At 55.3% G+C, this 15,871-nt stretch carries 16 protein-coding genes; 9 read left to right on the top strand and 7 right to left on the bottom strand.

The features are described 5' to 3' along the window. The first annotated feature begins 107 nt into the window (after positions 1-107). Positions 108-1,016, top strand: coding sequence for a sulfate adenylyltransferase subunit CysD (gene cysD / locus JOD69_RS04520; RefSeq protein ID WP_086135017.1), 909 nt, complete (start codon positions 108-110; stop codon positions 1,014-1,016). Positions 1,017-1,093: 77 nt separating this feature from the next. Next, positions 1,094-2,746 carry a sulfate adenylyltransferase subunit CysN gene (gene cysN / locus JOD69_RS04525; RefSeq protein WP_086135018.1) on the top strand — a complete coding sequence of 551 codons (1,653 nt, stop codon included), beginning with the start codon at positions 1,094-1,096 and terminating at the stop codon, positions 2,744-2,746. Here the strand turns inward: cysN and JOD69_RS04530 are convergent. Then, the gene (locus tag JOD69_RS04530; RefSeq protein ID WP_086135019.1) at positions 2,714-5,110 is read right to left on the bottom strand and encodes a DNA internalization-related competence protein ComEC/Rec2; all 2,397 of its coding nucleotides are present in this window, start codon (positions 5,108-5,110) and stop codon (positions 2,714-2,716) included. The genes cysN and JOD69_RS04530 overlap by 33 nt on opposite strands. A gap of 75 nt (positions 5,111-5,185) precedes the next feature. Between JOD69_RS04530 and JOD69_RS04535 the strand changes: the two genes are divergently transcribed. Continuing rightward, complete coding sequence (locus JOD69_RS04535; protein ID WP_077729890.1) at positions 5,186-5,827, top strand: DUF2062 domain-containing protein; 642 nt, start codon at positions 5,186-5,188, stop codon at positions 5,825-5,827. Here the strand turns inward: JOD69_RS04535 and lolD are convergent. From lolD to fur, 3 genes are all read right to left on the bottom strand, one after another. After that, entirely contained in the window at positions 5,824-6,546 is a 723-nt protein-coding gene (gene lolD / locus JOD69_RS04540; RefSeq protein ID WP_077729889.1) for a lipoprotein-releasing ABC transporter ATP-binding protein LolD, read from the bottom strand. The genes JOD69_RS04535 and lolD overlap by 4 nt on opposite strands. Further along, the gene (locus tag JOD69_RS04545; RefSeq protein ID WP_077729888.1) at positions 6,539-7,786 is read right to left on the bottom strand and encodes a lipoprotein-releasing ABC transporter permease subunit; all 1,248 of its coding nucleotides are present in this window, start codon (positions 7,784-7,786) and stop codon (positions 6,539-6,541) included. Before JOD69_RS04545 ends, lolD begins: the two co-directional genes overlap by 8 nt. A gap of 64 nt (positions 7,787-7,850) precedes the next feature. Then, entirely contained in the window at positions 7,851-8,282 is a 432-nt protein-coding gene (gene fur, locus JOD69_RS04550; protein WP_077729887.1) for a ferric iron uptake transcriptional regulator, read from the bottom strand. Between the two features lie 78 nt (positions 8,283-8,360). Here fur and JOD69_RS04555 point away from each other — a divergent pair, with 78 nt between their 5' ends. Continuing rightward, on the top strand, positions 8,361-8,813 hold the full coding sequence (locus tag JOD69_RS04555; protein ID WP_086135079.1) for an outer membrane protein assembly factor BamE: 453 nt from the start codon (positions 8,361-8,363) through the stop codon (positions 8,811-8,813). A gap of 29 nt (positions 8,814-8,842) precedes the next feature. On the opposite strand, the gene JOD69_RS04560 is transcribed toward JOD69_RS04555, so the two are convergent. Next, on the bottom strand, positions 8,843-9,112 hold the full coding sequence (locus JOD69_RS04560; RefSeq protein WP_077729886.1) for an RnfH family protein: 270 nt from the start codon (positions 9,110-9,112) through the stop codon (positions 8,843-8,845). Positions 9,113-9,143: 31 nt separating this feature from the next. Continuing rightward, positions 9,144-10,496, bottom strand: coding sequence for a sodium-dependent transporter (locus tag JOD69_RS04565; protein ID WP_086135020.1), 1,353 nt, complete (start codon positions 10,494-10,496; stop codon positions 9,144-9,146). Positions 10,497-10,603: 107 nt separating this feature from the next. On the opposite strand from JOD69_RS04565, the gene smpB reads away from it, so the two are divergent. From smpB to JOD69_RS04585, 4 genes are all read left to right on the top strand, one after another. Continuing rightward, positions 10,604-11,083 carry an SsrA-binding protein SmpB gene (gene smpB, locus JOD69_RS04570; RefSeq protein WP_086135021.1) on the top strand — a complete coding sequence of 160 codons (480 nt, stop codon included), beginning with the start codon at positions 10,604-10,606 and terminating at the stop codon, positions 11,081-11,083. A gap of 116 nt (positions 11,084-11,199) precedes the next feature. After that, positions 11,200-12,453, top strand: coding sequence for a D-alanyl-D-alanine carboxypeptidase (locus tag JOD69_RS04575; RefSeq protein ID WP_077729883.1), 1,254 nt, complete (start codon positions 11,200-11,202; stop codon positions 12,451-12,453). Between the two features lie 68 nt (positions 12,454-12,521). Then, a complete protein-coding gene (locus JOD69_RS04580; protein ID WP_280858557.1) occupies positions 12,522-13,586 on the top strand; it encodes an AI-2E family transporter in 1,065 nt (354 codons plus the stop codon). A 203-nt stretch (positions 13,587-13,789) separates the two neighbouring features. Then, positions 13,790-14,236: a plastocyanin/azurin family copper-binding protein gene (locus JOD69_RS04585; protein ID WP_077729881.1), complete on the top strand. Its 447-nt coding sequence runs from the start codon at positions 13,790-13,792 to the stop codon at positions 14,234-14,236. A 184-nt stretch (positions 14,237-14,420) separates the two neighbouring features. Here the strand turns inward: JOD69_RS04585 and JOD69_RS04590 are convergent, their stop codons facing one another. Further along, on the bottom strand, positions 14,421-15,086 hold the full coding sequence (locus JOD69_RS04590) for a helix-turn-helix domain-containing protein (protein ID WP_240502472.1): 666 nt from the start codon (positions 15,084-15,086) through the stop codon (positions 14,421-14,423). A 377-nt stretch (positions 15,087-15,463) separates the two neighbouring features. Between JOD69_RS04590 and JOD69_RS04595 the strand changes: the two genes are divergently transcribed. Continuing rightward, entirely contained in the window at positions 15,464-15,859 is a 396-nt protein-coding gene (locus JOD69_RS04595; RefSeq protein ID WP_086135022.1) for a group II truncated hemoglobin, read from the top strand. Positions 15,860-15,871: the final 12 nt, after the last annotated feature.

A 15,871-nucleotide genomic window follows, 5' to 3' on the forward strand; every position in this document is an offset into this window, starting at 1 on the left:
GCCAGTATTTGTTCCCCGGAAGTGGCCAAAGGCTTTTATGGTAGTATTGAGCGCCATAAACAATGGGATGAATCTCTTTCCGGGTTTCGGGATCAACACTCTTTTCCATGAACGAACATACACTTACCCATCTCAAGCAGCTGGAAGCCGAAAGTATTCACATCATTCGCGAGGTGGCTGCCGAGTTTGAGCGTCCCGTAATGCTCTATTCGATCGGCAAAGATTCCGCAGTCATGCTGCATCTCGCAATGAAGGCGTTTTTTCCCGGCAAACCGCCTTTTCCGCTCATGCATGTCGATACGACCTGGAAATTCCGGGAGATGATCGAGTTTCGCGATCGCCGCGCCCACGATCTGGGTCTGGATCTCATCGTGCACGTCAACCTGGAGGGCGTGGAACAGGGCATTGGTCCTTTCACCCACGGCAGCAAGAAACATACGGATGTCATGAAAACCGAGGCTCTCAAGCAAGCCTTGAACAAATACCAGTTCGATGCGGCATTCGGCGGAGCGCGCCGGGACGAGGAGAAGTCGAGGGCGAAAGAACGCGTTTATTCCTTCCGCGACCGAAACCATCGCTGGGATCCGAAGAACCAGCGCCCGGAGCTTTGGAATCTCTACAACGGCAAGATCAACAAGGGCGAGAGCATCCGGGTGTTCCCGCTTTCGAACTGGACCGAGCTGGATGTCTGGCAGTACATCTATCTGGAGAACATCCCGATCGTCCCGTTGTATTTCGCCAAAGAGCGGCCGGTGGTCGAGCGCGACGGGATATGGATCATGGTGGACGACGATCGCATGCCGCTGGCGCCCGGCGAAAAGCCGATCATGAAGACGGTCCGCTTCCGTACCCTGGGTTGCTATCCCTTGACCGGCGCCGTCGAATCGACCGCCGCCACCTTGCCCGACATCATCCAGGAGATGCTGCTGACCAAGACGTCGGAGCGCCAAGGGCGTGTCATCGATCACGATCAAGCGGGGTCGATGGAAGAGAAGAAAAAAGAGGGTTATTTCTGATTTTCGCTATGGAAGGTGCCGAGCGTGCATTCAACGTTGGCGTCTGCGTCTGACCCATTCATCCAGTGAATTAGTCTATGTCTCATCAGTCCGAGCTCATCAGTTCCGATATCCACGCCTATCTCGCTCAGCACGAGCGCAAGGAATTATTGCGCTTCTTGACCTGCGGCAATGTCGACGACGGCAAGAGCACCCTGATCGGGCGCCTTTTGCACGATTCGAAAATGATTTACGAGGACCAGCTGGCGGCGATCAAGAAGGACAGCGTCAAATCGGGCACCACCGGCGGCGATATCGACTTGGCGCTGCTGGTCGACGGGCTCCAGGCCGAGCGGGAGCAGGGCATCACCATCGATGTGGCCTACCGGTATTTCTCCACGGCGAAGCGGAAATACATCATTGCCGACACGCCGGGGCACGAGCAGTACACCCGGAATATGGCGACCGGAGCGTCCACCTGCGATTTGGCCATCATTCTGGTCGATGCGCGTCACGGCGTGATGACGCAGACCAAGCGTCACAGCTTTATCGTGTCCCTGCTGGGCATCAGGCACGTGGTCGTAGCCATCAATAAGATGGATCTGGTCGGCTACAGCGCTGACGTATTCGAGCGCATTCGCAGCGATTACCTGGCGTTCATCGAAAAACTGGATATTCACGATGTCCGCTTTATCCCGCTGTCGGCTTTGAAGGGGGACAACGTCGTCAGCCGTAGCGAGGAAATGCCCTGGTATCAGGGGCAGGCGCTGATGGAGCTTTTGGACACCATCGAGATCGCCAAGGACCAGAATTTTACGAATCCGCGCTTTCCGGTGCAGTACGTCAATCGACCGAATTTGGATTTCCGCGGTTACAGCGGCACCGTGGCCGGGGGGGTTTTTCGCAAGGGCGATCCGATTACGGTGCTGCCGTCCAAGAAGACCAGCCGCATCAAGTCCATCGTGACTTACGACGGAGAACTGGAAGAAGCATTTCCGCCTCAAGCCGTTACGATCACGCTTACGGATGAAATCGACGTGAGCCGCGGCGACATGCTGGTCCGTTCCGATGACTTGCCGATGCTCGGCACCCGTTTCAAGGCCCATATCGTGTGGATGACCGAGGCGCCTTTGGTTCCGGGCCGCCAGTATTATCTGAAGCAGATGACCAAGGTGGTCAACGGCTCGGTTTCTCAGATCCATCACCGCGTCGATATCAATACCTTGGAGCAGCTTCCGGCGGACCAGCTCAAGCTGAACGAAATCGGCTTGTGCGAGGTCTCCCTGAGCGGGCCGATCGCGTTCGATCCTTACAAGGTTTGCAAGGGCACCGGATCGTTCATCGTCATCGATCGCCTGACCAACGTCACCGTCGGCGCCGGCATGATCCTAAGTCAGGCGGACGGCGAATCCGGTTTACGGCGGGTGACGGTTGAAGAGCGGAGCGCGCGTTTCGGACAAAAGGCGGTGACGCTATGGATTACCGGCGAACGCCGGCACGATGTGGCGTATGAACTCGAACGGAAGCTCTTCGATGTCGGGCATGCCAGCACCGTTTTGGATAACGAGGCGCTGGGCGTACAGGTTCAAGCCATTGCAGAGCAGATCAACCATGCCGGACTGATCTGCATCTGTCCTTGCGAAGCAAGCCCGAGTGGCGACGGTTTGAGCGCGCTCCATGTTTCGGCCGATGAAATGGAAGCGGACGAAGTGCTTGCGTTATTGAAGGAAACTCAGGTCCTCGAGTTCTGATCGTCTTACTTGATTTTTCGTTTCCGCCCATTCCGCCATCGCCGCGGAATGGGCATTCCAGTATCGGCCGTTTTCCCTGCGGTAGCTTTCCAGTTTTAGATCATCCTTCCGGTTGCCTACGAGCACGGTAAGTGCGCCTGTCTCGGCGGTATTCAGTACCGGTATGTTCATGTCTCCGTAGCGTTGCAGCACCGCCCGATGAGGAAACCCGTATCGGTTCAGATAGCCTGCGGGAATGAGAGCGTAACGAGGCTTCACGGCAGCCAAAAAGGCGGAGCTTGAAGAGGTTTTACTGCCATGATGGGGGACGACCAGAATGTCGCTGGCTAAAAGATGCCCGTAACGGTCAACCAATAGGCGTTCACCGGTTTTTTCGATGTCGCCGGTCAATAGTGCGCTGCCGCCGGGCCCGCTGATTTTCAATACGCAGGAATTGTCGTTCTCGCGCTCGCTTTTTTCGATGGGCGCGAGCATCTCGAATTTGACGCCGTCCCATTCCCAAGACTGTTCGGCTTTGCAGGTTTCAGTCGAAAATTCCGATAACTTTTCCGGCACGCTGGTATAAGTCCGCCCGACCACAAATCGTCTGAGCAGCGACGGCGCGCCGCCGATGTGGTCGTTGTCGCCGTGACTTACGATCAAGGCGTCGATGCGCTCGATCCCGCGATGGCGGAGATAAGGCTCGATGACGGCGGAGCCGATATCGAACCGGCTCCCGAACCGGGCTCCGGTGTCGAAGATCATGAGGTGTTCGCTAGTCTCGACGGCAACGCCGAGTCCCTGGCCTACATCGAGCAGGGTAAGCAGGAAGCCCGCTTGAGGCGGCCTATCGGGCTGCGCGGTCACGGCCGGAACGGCCAGAACGAGACCGAGCCAGCGCGCCGGAATGCCCTTGGGGGATAGCAGCAGCACGAAGCCGCTCAATGCCAGCGGAATGGTCCAGAACGGCGGTCCGGCATGGGTCCACTGAGCCACCGGCTGTTCGGCAATCCATTGGAGAAAAGGCCACGTCCATTCAAGCAGGCGTGATGCCAGGATCAGCAGCGCTTCGCCCGCCACCGGCAGTATCGGTAACAGCAGTGCGCCGGTCAGGCAAACCGGAATCAGCAGCAAGCCGATCACGGGGACGGCAAACAAGTTGGCAATTGGAGAAATGATCGAAACCTGCTGAAAGAATAACAACAGCAGGGGTGCAAGGCCTAGCGAGGTGGCCCAGTTCACCCGCATCATGGCCCGCCAACCGCCGATTTCGCCTCTTCTGTATGAAACAGCGAAAAGGATTAGAGCGACAGCTGTGAAGGAAAGCCAGAATCCCGCCGAAAGAACCGCCAACGGATCGTAAAGCACCACGGCCAGCAAGGCCGTCGCGAGGACATGAAAACTATTGAGATGCCGCTGGCCGATGACGGCGCCCATGACGATGCCGATCATAATCATGGCGCGTTGAGTGGGAATCGCGAAGTTCGCCAGCGCCGAGTAGAAGAGGGCGGCCGCAAAAGCACAAACGGCCGCAACAGTCGGCGGCGACCAGCGCATGATGCCCAACCTCGACCACATTCGGCGTATGACGAAAAAGACAAATCCTGCGACTAAACCGATATGCGAGCCGGAAATCGCAACCAGGTGAGTCGTGCCCGTGCGCCGAAGCACGTCCCATTGAATGGGCGTAATGTCATCGTCGACTCCCATGACCAGAGCCTTGATGATTCCGGCTGCGGGTTCGTCGTTCAGTGTTGCCGAAAGGCTATCGTAAAGGGCCTGCCTCCAAATTTCGAATGAATACCGGTTGTCTCCCGCATCGAGCCGCCGATTGTCCGGAGACTTCGCGACGTAACCGACCGCGCGGATTCCCTGGGCAAACAGCCATTGTTCGTAGTCGAGACTTCCCGGGTTCAGCATTCCATGCGGCGGCTTGAGCTTTACTCTGAGCTGCCAGCGTTCGCCCGCTTTTGGCGAAACTCCGCGGTCATACCAGCTCAGGCGAACGCGTGACGGCAAACTTAGGTCGTCGGGCTGTAGAGTTTGTTCAATATCGAAGTCGAAACGGAAACCGTGGTCCACGGGCTGGGGAATGGTACGAACGACGCCTTCGACGACGGCCGTTTGTCTCTCAGTTGCAGTCGGAAGACCTTGGTCGAGTCGAATTCCGGCAAAGGCAAGCGCCCAGAGGATGCCGAACGCAAATGCTGCCGGAAAACGCAGCTTATAATAAACGGCTAGACCGAAAGCGGAGCTCAAGAGGACGAAAGCCCAGGCACCGGGCAAAGACGGAAGTTGCTGGACAGCGCTGACCCCGCCGACAAAGCCGATGGCTAGCGGAAGAACCAGCGGGCTGCGGGTTTGTGGATGGAGAATTTCATTCAACTTTGAATTTCAAATCCGTACAATAGCGCGCCTTTTACCTAAAAAAATAGTTCACAATCATCCCAGTTAAGGGCTATGCCTAAAAAGTTTTTTAAGCGCTACTTGCCGGACCCGAAAAAAGTAAAGGAAATTAAATCGCTGGAGTTTTTGGGGGATAAGCTTCACTCGCCGAATTTATGGCATCTGAACCGTCGGTCGGTATCACGGGCTTTTGCCATAGGGCTATGGGCCATGTATACCCCGCCATTGCCCTGGCAACAAATCATCGCCGCGGTTTTGGCGATCTATTTCAATGCCAATTTACCTATCGCCGTGGCCTTGGTCTGGATTACCAATCCGCTGACCTGGGTGCCGATGTATTACTTCGCCTACAAGGTAGGCGCGCTTGTTATGGGACAAGCAGCTTTCGACTTCGATCAGTTCTCGGAACTGTTCACCATAGAAAAAGCATTGGAGTTAGGGGCACCCTTGCTGATTGGTTGCGCCATTCTGATGCACCTCGGGGCCGTCCTAGGCTATTTCGGCATACTTTTCATGTGGCGGCGATCCGTGCGACATCAGGTGGAATTGAGAAAGTTCCGCAATGCGGAATTGAGTACGGCCATTATGGTCCGGGAAAGCTACGCGTCGTACAAGAAGTTCCTGGAACACCGGCACAAGCATCAGAACGATCGATTGATCGGAGCAGCGAAGCCTGTCGCGAAGAAAGCAGGCTAATCGTAATGCTGCTTTAGGCGGACGGGTTCGGATAGGTTTTCCGGCTTGACGATCCGTCCGTCTTCCAAATGCAATATCGTGTCCATCCGCTGAGCCAAAGACGGATCGTGAGTGACGACTAGGAAACTCACCCCGTTTTCTTGGTTCAGCTCCAGCATGAGTTGATACACCTGTTCCGCGGTTTTTCGATCCAGATTTCCGGTCGGTTCGTCAGCCAAAACGCACTTTGGTTTCGTGACCAGCGCGCGGGCGACGGCTGCGCGCTGGCGTTCGCCGCCCGATAATTCTCCGGGTTTATGCTCCAGGCGTTTGCCGAGTCCGACCCGCTCCAACATCGAAGCCGCGCGCTTTCTTGCTTCATGTATCGGCAGCTTCGCGATCAAAAGCGGCATGGCGACGTTTTCCAGTACCGTGAATTCACCCAGCAGGTGGTGGAATTGATAGACGAATCCAAGCACCCGGTTACGCAGTTGGGCGAGCTTGCGTTCGTTCAGTGTTCCCAGGTCCACGCCGTCCAGTTGGACTTGCCCTCGGGTTGGCGCGTCTAGACCCCCGAGTAAGTGCAAAAGCGTGCTTTTGCCCGAGCCGGACGCTCCCATAATGGCGACCTGCTGTCCCGGTTCGACGGAAAGCGTTATGCCCTGCAACACATCGACGCTCAGATTGCCTTGGGCATAACGCTTGTGCAGATCGCGGCACTGCAGCACCGGCTTATTCATAACGGAGTTCCTCGGCGGGCTTGATGCGAGATGCCTGCCAGGCCGGATAGATCGTCGCCAGGATGGAAAGCAGGAAGGCCATGCCGGTAATCCGGTACACGTCGGACCAGATCAGTTTCGACGGCAGCTCGCTGATGTAGTAAACGTCGGCCGACAGGAAATGAACGCCGAACAACCGCTCGATCGCCGGTACGATGGTTTCCACATTCCACGCCAATAAGACTCCGCCGACACCGCCCAGCAAGGTGCCGAACGTACCGATGACCGTACCGAGCACGATAAATATTCCCATGACTTCGAGTGGAGTCATGCCCTGGGTTCGGAGGATCGCGATATCCGAACGCTTGTCGGTGACCACCATAACTAGTGTGGAGACGATGTTGAAAGCGGCAACCGCGACGATGAGCAGGAGAATGATGAACATCACCCGCTTTTCGGTTTGTATGGCTTTGAAGAAGTTGCTGTGCGACTGCGTCCAGTCGGCAATCTGATAACGCCCATCGAGTTTGGGGCCAAGGTCCCGCGCCACTCGCTGCGCGTAAAATACGTCGTCCAGCTTGAGTCTAAGCCCCGATATGGCGTCATCGAGGCGAAACAGCTTGGCGGCGTCTTCCAGCTGAATCAGCGCCAGATTCCGGTCGTACTCATACATCCCGACCTGGAAAACTCCGACCACCGTAAAGCGCTTGAGGCGCGGCAGAATGCCGGCGGGTGTTGCCGTAAGTTGCGGGGTGATGACGGTCACCTTGTCGCCGGTGAGGACACCCAGATAATCAGCCAGCTCAGAACCGAGAATAATGCCGAATTCGCCGGGTTTGAGCGCTTCGAGGTGGCCTTCCACGATGCGGTTGGCGACCTCGGACACGCGCGGTTCGTAGTCGGTCATGATGCCGCGCAGCATCACGCCGCTAACTCGGCGGTCCGAGTTGAGCATGGCTTGACCTTCGATATAAGGTGCCCAGCCTAGAATACGGGAGTCTTGTTCGAGCGGGGGTTCAAGCGAGCGCCAGTTCCGCAGTTGGCCATCCAAGCCGGAGATGGAGGCATGCGAAGTCATGCCCAGTATGCGTTCGCGAAGTTCCGCTTCGAATCCGTTCATCACTGACAGTACTGTAATCAAGGCGGTGACGCCCAAGGCGATGCCCAGAACCGAAGTGAAGGTAATGAACGAAATGAAGCGCGTGCGCCGCTTAGCCCGCGTATAGCGCAGACCGATGAAAAAGATCAGTGGCTTAAACATGCGCCGATATCGACCGGGCTCCGCAAAAAGTGAGCTTCATGGGGAAAAAGAAGGTTGTCGGGAATCAGAGAGGCGATTGGCCCTTTTGGCAATCCATGCAGATGCCGTAGAGACAGAGCGAATGATCCGTCAGCTTAAAATGTTTCTCGTTTGCTATTTCGTTTTGGCGGCGCTCGATGAACTCGTCGCTGAATTCTTCGACTCGGCCGCACTTGACGCATACGATGTGATCGTGATGCTCGCCGCGGTTTAGCTCGAAGATCGAGTTTCCGCCTTCGAAATGATGGCGTTTGACCAAGCCCGCCGCCTCGAATTGGGTCAGGACTCGGTAAACTGTGGCCAAGCCGATTTCTTCACCCTCGCTGAGCAGCGACTTGTAGACTTCTTCCGCTGTCAGGTGTCGATCCGATCCGCTACGGTTCTCCAGCATCTCTAGAATCTTGACGCGCGGGAGAGTCACTTTAAGCCCGGCGTTTCGTATGTCTTGACTTTCCAAAGCGGCAACCTACGCAGTGTTTTAACTCTGTCGATCGAGTATGATTGGACGTTGGGTCCGATTCTCCGCAATCATAACATGCCGAAGCGTTTCATCGTAATAACCTACTGCCTGACTCTGTTTTTAGCCGGCTGTTCCACCGAAAAGCTTAAAGAGTCCCTACCTGGGGTGTACCGGCTCGACATCCATCAGGGCAATATCGTTTCTCAGCAAATGGTGGATCAACTTCGGCCCGGTATGACCAAGCGGCAAGTGGCATTCATCATGGGTACGCCACTGGTCGTCGATCCTTTCCACGACGATCGCTGGGACTATATCTATTCCAACGAGCCCGGTGGCAAGCAGCGGATGCAGAAGCGGATTACCCTGGTTTTCGACAAGGATGAATTGATCGGGCTTCAGGGTGACTTCCGACCGGGCAACCTTCCCGAGATTGAACCCGGCAAGGATGTGACGATCGATATCCCGAAGATCGAGCGCGAGAAAAGCTTGTGGGAAAAGATCACGGGTTTGTTCCGAAAAGGCGATTAGTAGAGTGCGAGGAGTCTCGGTCCGCGGTTCTACTTCTTCGCTGCCCGCGCGCGCCGAGCTTCTTTGGGGTCGGCGATCAAGGGGCGATAAATCTCCACTCGGTCGCCCGGCTTTATCGGTTGGTCGATGGAGCAGACCTTGCTGAAAATTCCAATCTTGTCCTTTGTCAGGTCGATCTCCGGGAAACGGTCCAGGATACCTGATGCGGCGATGGCGGTTTCCGCTGTCGCATTTTCCGGTACGTTCACGGTGAGAATGACCTGTACATCCGGTTTCGCGTAAGCGACTTCGACTTTCATTTCTTTTGCTGCTTGTCCGATCTTTACCGAATCAAATCACGCCGACGGCGCTAAGGGTGACGAGGGCGACAGCCAAGGGAGAAACGTAGCGAATAGTAAAACGCCAATAGTTATAAGCCGACCCCATTTCGAGCTCCGTTTCCGAGGTCTCGCGCCTCATGATCCAGCCGGCAAATAAGGCAACCAAGATGCCGCCAACGGGCAACATGATATTGGCCGTGAGAAAATCCACGAGCTCGAAGAAATTCTTGCCGAACCAGGTATTTCCGGACCATAGATTGAACGAAAATACGGTTCCGAGCCCAAGTAGCCAGCAGCCTAGTCCGCTCCAAAGACAGGCCTTCTCGCGGCTCATCGCCTGGTTTTCGGACAGCCAGGCCACGGCGGGTTCGATCAAGGCAATCGCGGAAGTAATCGCCGCAAAAAATACGAGAACGAAAAACAATACCCCGAACAGTGAACCGCCGGGCATTTGGCCGAAGGCGATGGGCAGCGTCTGAAAAATCAGGCCGGGGCCCATGGTCGGCTCCAAGTGGTTGGCGAATACGATTGGAAAAATGGCGACACCCGCCAATAAAGCCACTAGGGTGTCCGCGGAGGCGACAAAAATGGTAGACCGCGAAATCGAAACATGATCAGGGAGATATGAGCCGTAGATCATGATTGCGCCCATGCCCAATCCGAGAGAGAAAAAGGCCTGCCCCATCGCGACCAGCACGCTCTCGCCGTTGATGCGGCTGAAATCCGGCTTGAACAGGAACGACATTCCCTGGCCGAATCCGTCGGAACTCATCGCATAACCGTCCAGGAGTATGAGCATGATGAACAAGCCCGGCATCATGAAGCGCGTCGCTCGCTCCAGTCCGCCGCTGACGCCGCGGCTGACGATGAGCATCGTGGCGGCCATGAAGACAGTGTGCCAGATAAACTGAATTTCCGGAGCGCTTTTGAGGTCGTCGAATACCCGTGCGGCGGTTTCGGCGCTGATATGGCTCATGTAGCCGCTGTTCATCTTCAAGATGTAGACCATCGACCAGCCGGCGATGACCGAGTAATAGGACAGAATCAGGAAGCCCGACAACACGCCGAGCCAACCGGCATAGTGCCAGGCAGGACCGGCTTTCGCTTCCTGTGCCAGCGACAACATGGTATTGATAGGATTTTGCCGACCGCGGCGCCCCAGCATGGTCTCTGCGATCATGATCGGAATACCGATGGCAGCGACGCATAAGAGGTAAACCGCGACGAACGCTCCGCCTCCGTTTTCGCCGGCCAGATAGGGAAACTTCCAGATATTCCCGAGGCCTATGGCCGAACCGCTTGCAGCCAGAACGAACGCCAAGCGCGATGACCATTGGTTGTGCAGAAAACGTTGATCGGTCATGTGTTCTCCGAATTATTATGCTGAGCCAATCGAAGGTCCGGGCAACCCGAGGTTGGGGTAAAATAACAAGATTTTTCCATCGAGTCAGGCAATTTAGTTTTAAGTACATGGCCGCAAAGAAGAACAAGGATACAGCCGGAAGTGGCACCATCGCTCTCAACCGGCAAGCAACGCACGAGTATTTCATCGAGGAGCGCTACGAGGCGGGACTAGTCCTGCAAGGGTGGGAGGTGAAAAGCTTGCGTGCGGGAAGAGCACAGCTGAAGGAGAGTTATGTCACGCTGAAAAACGGCGAAGCCTGGCTGCTCGGAGCACATATTTCTCCGCTGGCTTCTGCCTCCACCCATGTCACACCCGATCCCATCCGAACCCGGAAGCTGCTCCTGCATCGTCGAGAATTGAGCAAGCTCATCGGTCATGTGGAACGCAAAGGTTATACTTTAATTCCGCTCGCGCTGTATTGGAAAAGCGGACGTGCCAAGCTGGAAATCGGTTTAGCGAGAGGTAAGAAGCAGCACGATAAGCGTGCCGCCGAAAAGGAAAGGGACTGGCAGCGCGAGAAGCAGCGCGTATTGAAGCAGCGCTGAGACTGAATTTTTGGATCTGGCCTCTCCTGCCCAGCGGGTTGCCTCAGGAGTGAATTTCCGGCTGCCCCGTGCAGATTTGGCAAAAATCACGCATTCAGAAGAATTTGACGATAACGATGCATTGGATTGAGCACAATCACCTCTTGGTCTTGGCTTTATTGGTCTTGGCGACTGGCTTTTCCTTCGCTCATCGAGCGGAGGCCGGTCCTTATGCGGCACTGGTGGTGGAAGTCGAATCCGAGCGTCCACTGTTCGAGCGGAATGCCGACGAGTTGAGGCATCCGGCATCGCTCACCAAGATGATGACGCTTTATCTGGTCTTCGAAGCTTTGGCTAACGGACGCCTTTCTTCCGATACCCTATTTCGGGCGTCCCGGTTTGCGGTTCTTCGTCCCCCGTCGCGATTGGGGTTGAAATCAGGCGATACGATCACGGTCGAGCAAGGCATATTGGCTTTGGTAACCCGGTCCGCAAATGACGCGGCGGCGGTGATCGCCGAAGGAATGGCCGGTTCCGAGTCCGCATTCGCGCAGCTGATGACCGAGAAAGCTCGCGAGCTGGGCATGGAGCGCACCGTCTACCGGAATGCGTCCGGCTTGCCCGATCCCAATCAAGTCACGACGGCTTGGGACCAGTTCCGGCTCGGGAAGTCCCTGTACAAACATTTTCCCCAGTACTATCCCTACTTCTCTACGACCCAGTTCCAGTTCGAGGGCCGTAGCTTTCATAATCACAACCATCTCCTGAAAAACTATCCGGGAACGGACGGGATCAAGACCGGGTTCGTCAATGCGTCCGGTTTTAACCTCGTTGCATCGGCGCGGCGAGGCGGTCAACGGCTGATAGGGGTGGTTTTTGGCGGAACCAGCGCTTCGGCGAGGGATGCCCATATGCAGGATATACTCGACTACGGCTTTGCGCAGCTCAACGGATTGGAATACGAGGTGCGTACGGCCTCCTTTGACCAACCGGAACCGCCTGCTTTACTCTCGCGTCCAAAATTGCCTGAACGGTCGGTCGAGAAGTCGGGCGGAAAGAAAAACGTCAAGTTAGCGGGAGGCAACAGGCGCTCCGCCGATGAAGGAGATGGACGCGAGAAATCGGGCACCAATCGTGGAAAGCAGGCCTGGCACATTCGTGTGGGCACATTTTCCGCCGAAAAGCCGGCGGAACAGCGGCTGTCGAAGGCTTTGAAGCTCGCTCCATATCCGCTTCGTCATGCACGTGCAACGGTGACCGCGCGCTCACAGGGCAGAAAAAAGCTCTATCTGGCCATTTTCAACGGAATGACGAAGGAGGACGCAACCGCGGCCTGTCAGGCGCTTAAACGTAAACGCATAGAATGCGTTTCGGGGCGCTCGTCTAGGTGAGTCGACGCCGGTGCTTGTCATATTCGTGAAACGTTAACAGGGCGGGGATGGCTAATTTGAACAAATGCATGGCAGTAGCCGGCATTCTCGCAGTCGGCTGGCTGATTTATTTATTGATGCCCATTTTGACGCCTTTTGTGGCCGGCGCGCTGATAGCCTACCTGAGCGATCCCCTTGCCGACCGTTTGGAAGCGCTCGGACTAAAACGTCAAAATGCCGTCATCGTCGTGTTTGCAGTCATTGTTTTAGTTATCGGTCTAGTGCTTCTGCTGATCATCCCAATGTTAGAGGAGCAGATCAGCCGGTTCATCGATAATCTCCCCGCATACACCCGCTGGTTTAAAACGTCCGTTGTCCCTTGGGTGCAAAAACATTTAGGAGTCCGCATCAAGTTTGTCGATCTGGAACAGGTGGCCGGGGTTTTGAGCGGGCATTGGCAGCAGGCGGGAGGGGTGGCGACCACTGTGCTGTCCTCTTTGTCGCATTCCGGCGCCGTAGTCATCTCGTGGCTGATGAATCTGGTGCTGATTCCGGTGGTCATCTTTTATCTGCTGAGGGACTGGGATGACATAGTCGCCCGTGTCCACGATCTCTTGCCCCGTCGCTGGGCGCCGGTTGTCGTCATATTGGCGGAAGAATCGGATGAAGTGTTGAGTGCCGTGTTTCGAGGTCAGTTTGCGGTCATGGCCGCTCTGGGCACGATTTACAGTATCGGATTATGGCTGGCCGGACTGGACTTGGCGCTTCTTATCGGCATGTTTTCCGGGCTGATCAGTTTCATACCGTATGCGGGTTCCATCTCCGGCGTGGTGGCTGCATCGATAGCGGCGTTGGCACAATTCGGAGATTTGTGGTCGATCGTCCCGGTTTTGGCTGTATTCGGCGTAGGCCAAATGCTTGAGGGCGTTTGGTTAACCCCGTGGCTGATAGGAAATAAGATCGGACTGCATCCCGTCGCGGTCATTTTTGCTGTTCTGGCGGGCGGTCAGCTGTTTGGTTTCCTAGGGGTGTTGCTCGCATTGCCCGTTGCTTCGGTAATCATGGTGATGATTCGGCATATTCATGGCTTTTATAAAATGAGCGATCTGTACGGCGACGACTCTTCTGAGGGAAATTCCGGACAGTTCGGCTGATGAGCCGTGGAAATACGGTTTTCGATGCGCAGGCTTAAATATCATTCATAGCTAATTAAGCCAAATTGGTGTATCATCCTGCGCCGCGGTGTACGGTGATATATCGGATCAGTTCAGGAAAACGGCTTTGGCAAAACAGGGTTTGTTGTCCGATTTGCCTGGTATCCGTGAGAACGAAAAACAGTAGTGTTGGAGGTTATGTAATGATTTTTGCTAAGAAAGCGATGCTTGCTGTGGCGGGTGTGGCGATGCTGGCATCGGCCGCCGTTAACGCGGAGACGATCGAAGTAAAAGGCCAAGGTGTGAAATTCGCGCCCGAGTTTATTCACGCTAAAGTTGGCGATGTTATTTCGTTCCGCAATATGGCGACCCATTTCGTGGAGAGCGTAGAAGGCATGTGGCCGGAAGGGGCTCCGAAAATGCTGTCCGCTATGGGCGCCGATTACGACTATGCCGTCGAGAAAGAGGGTCTGTACGTCTTCAAATGTCCGCCGCACTGGGGTGCTCGCATGGGCGCCGTGATGGTAGTGGGCCAACCGGCTGATCTGGACGCTACGGTAGAAAAATACCTTCAGGTTGCCGATACCGTTAAAGAAGCGAAGCCTGCGAAAGGTCTTCTAACGAAATTCAAAGAGTCTGAGAAGAAATAATTATCCTTTTTCAGTCTCTACTTAAAGGCGCGCCGAGTTCAGCTCTGCGCGCCTTTTTTCGTTTAGGTCTTGTGAGGCGATATTTCTCTATGGGTTGCCGGCCGGTATCCCGTGGCGCTAGGGACATTGCCGTCCCGCGAAGATCCGAATTATTCGGGCTTGTTGAAAATGCGGTTAGGCTGAATCAGCGGTGGGTATATGTGGCTCTCAATGCCTCTAGATCCAGTATACGGATATGTTTATGGCGGACCGTAATCAGCCCGGCATCTTCTAGATTCCGCAAGGTACGGCTGACCGTCTCGAGTGCTAATCCCAAAAAATTGCCTATTTCCTGACGAGTAAGGGTGAGATTGAAGTCCACCGGCGAAAAGCCGCGTTTTCGAAGGCGGTCGGACAGATTCAGGATAAACATGGCAACCCGGTCTTCTGCCGCGCGCTTGTTGACAATTACTTGATCCGTTTCCTCGTCCAGCTTGGCGCTGGCATGGCGGAAAAGTTCCCGCAGCAAATTCGGTACTTCGTGGCACAATTGGTCGAGTTGATTGGCGGGAAGTTCGCAGTAGCTCAAGGTTTCGAGCGCGATTGCAGAGCACTTGTGGTGATTCGTGGCCAGTGCGTCGAAACCTAATAGTTCCCCCGGTAACAGCAAGCCGGTGATGTATTCGTAGCCTTGCGCGTCGTAAATGACGGTCTTGGCCGTTCCTCCCTTGATCGCGATGACCCCGCGGAACTTGTCGCCCTCGCGGAAGAGATGCTCGCCTCGTTGTAAGGTTTTCTTACGAGCGACGATGCGGCTGATGCGTTCGATATCCTCCTGGGCTAATCCCCGAGGAATGCACAATGAAGTCAAACTGCAATTCTGACAGGTAACTTGCAGTTTCGTCTTAAGGTCGAGCGAAGGTGTTGTGGTCACGAGTTCGATTGGACGGATAATCAGCCGGGATAAACCGTTTGCAGTTTTTGACGATTGGTAACAAGTCGGAGGCGGATGCTAATAGTTGCTCAAGCCGCGTATTCCATCGCATGAGCGCCCATAATCGCGAGGCGATGGCCTTGCGTCAAGTCATCAAGCGGATAACCAGCGTGTATCGCTAGCGCGGTTGATTCGCTCGCGGTGTTTTATATTAAACATATCATCTCAAATTGGGGAGACCGCCCGATCGAGTTAAACCGCTCAGGAACCGAACCTGTTAAAATTCGCGCGATTTTTGACGTATCGGAATTATGATGAATCCCCCCGACGTAATGACCCCTTACCAACTCGTCGGCGGCGAGAGCGCCGTTCGGGAACTGGTGGAAAGATTTTACGGGTACATGGATGTAATGCCGGAAGCTCAAGACATTCGAGCGATGCATCCTGCGGATTTGGCCGGTTCGAAAGACAAGCTGTTCAAGTTTCTGTCCGGTTGGCTGGGAGGTCCCGATCTTTTTCAGGAGGAGTTCGGGCATCCGCGCCTTCGGATGCGGCATTTTCCGTTTTCTATCGGCACGAAGGAACGGGATCAATGGCTGCTTTGTATGTATAAGGCTCTCGACGATATGCCCCTGGACCCCGCTTTGCGCGAGTCTCTGGCCCGGGCATTCGCGCAGACTGCGACTCACATGATCAACCGGGGCGAGTAACCGCTCATTACA

This window comes from Methylocaldum sp. RMAD-M (assembly GCF_017832375.1).
Taxonomy (GTDB): domain Bacteria; phylum Pseudomonadota; class Gammaproteobacteria; order Methylococcales; family Methylococcaceae; genus Methylocaldum.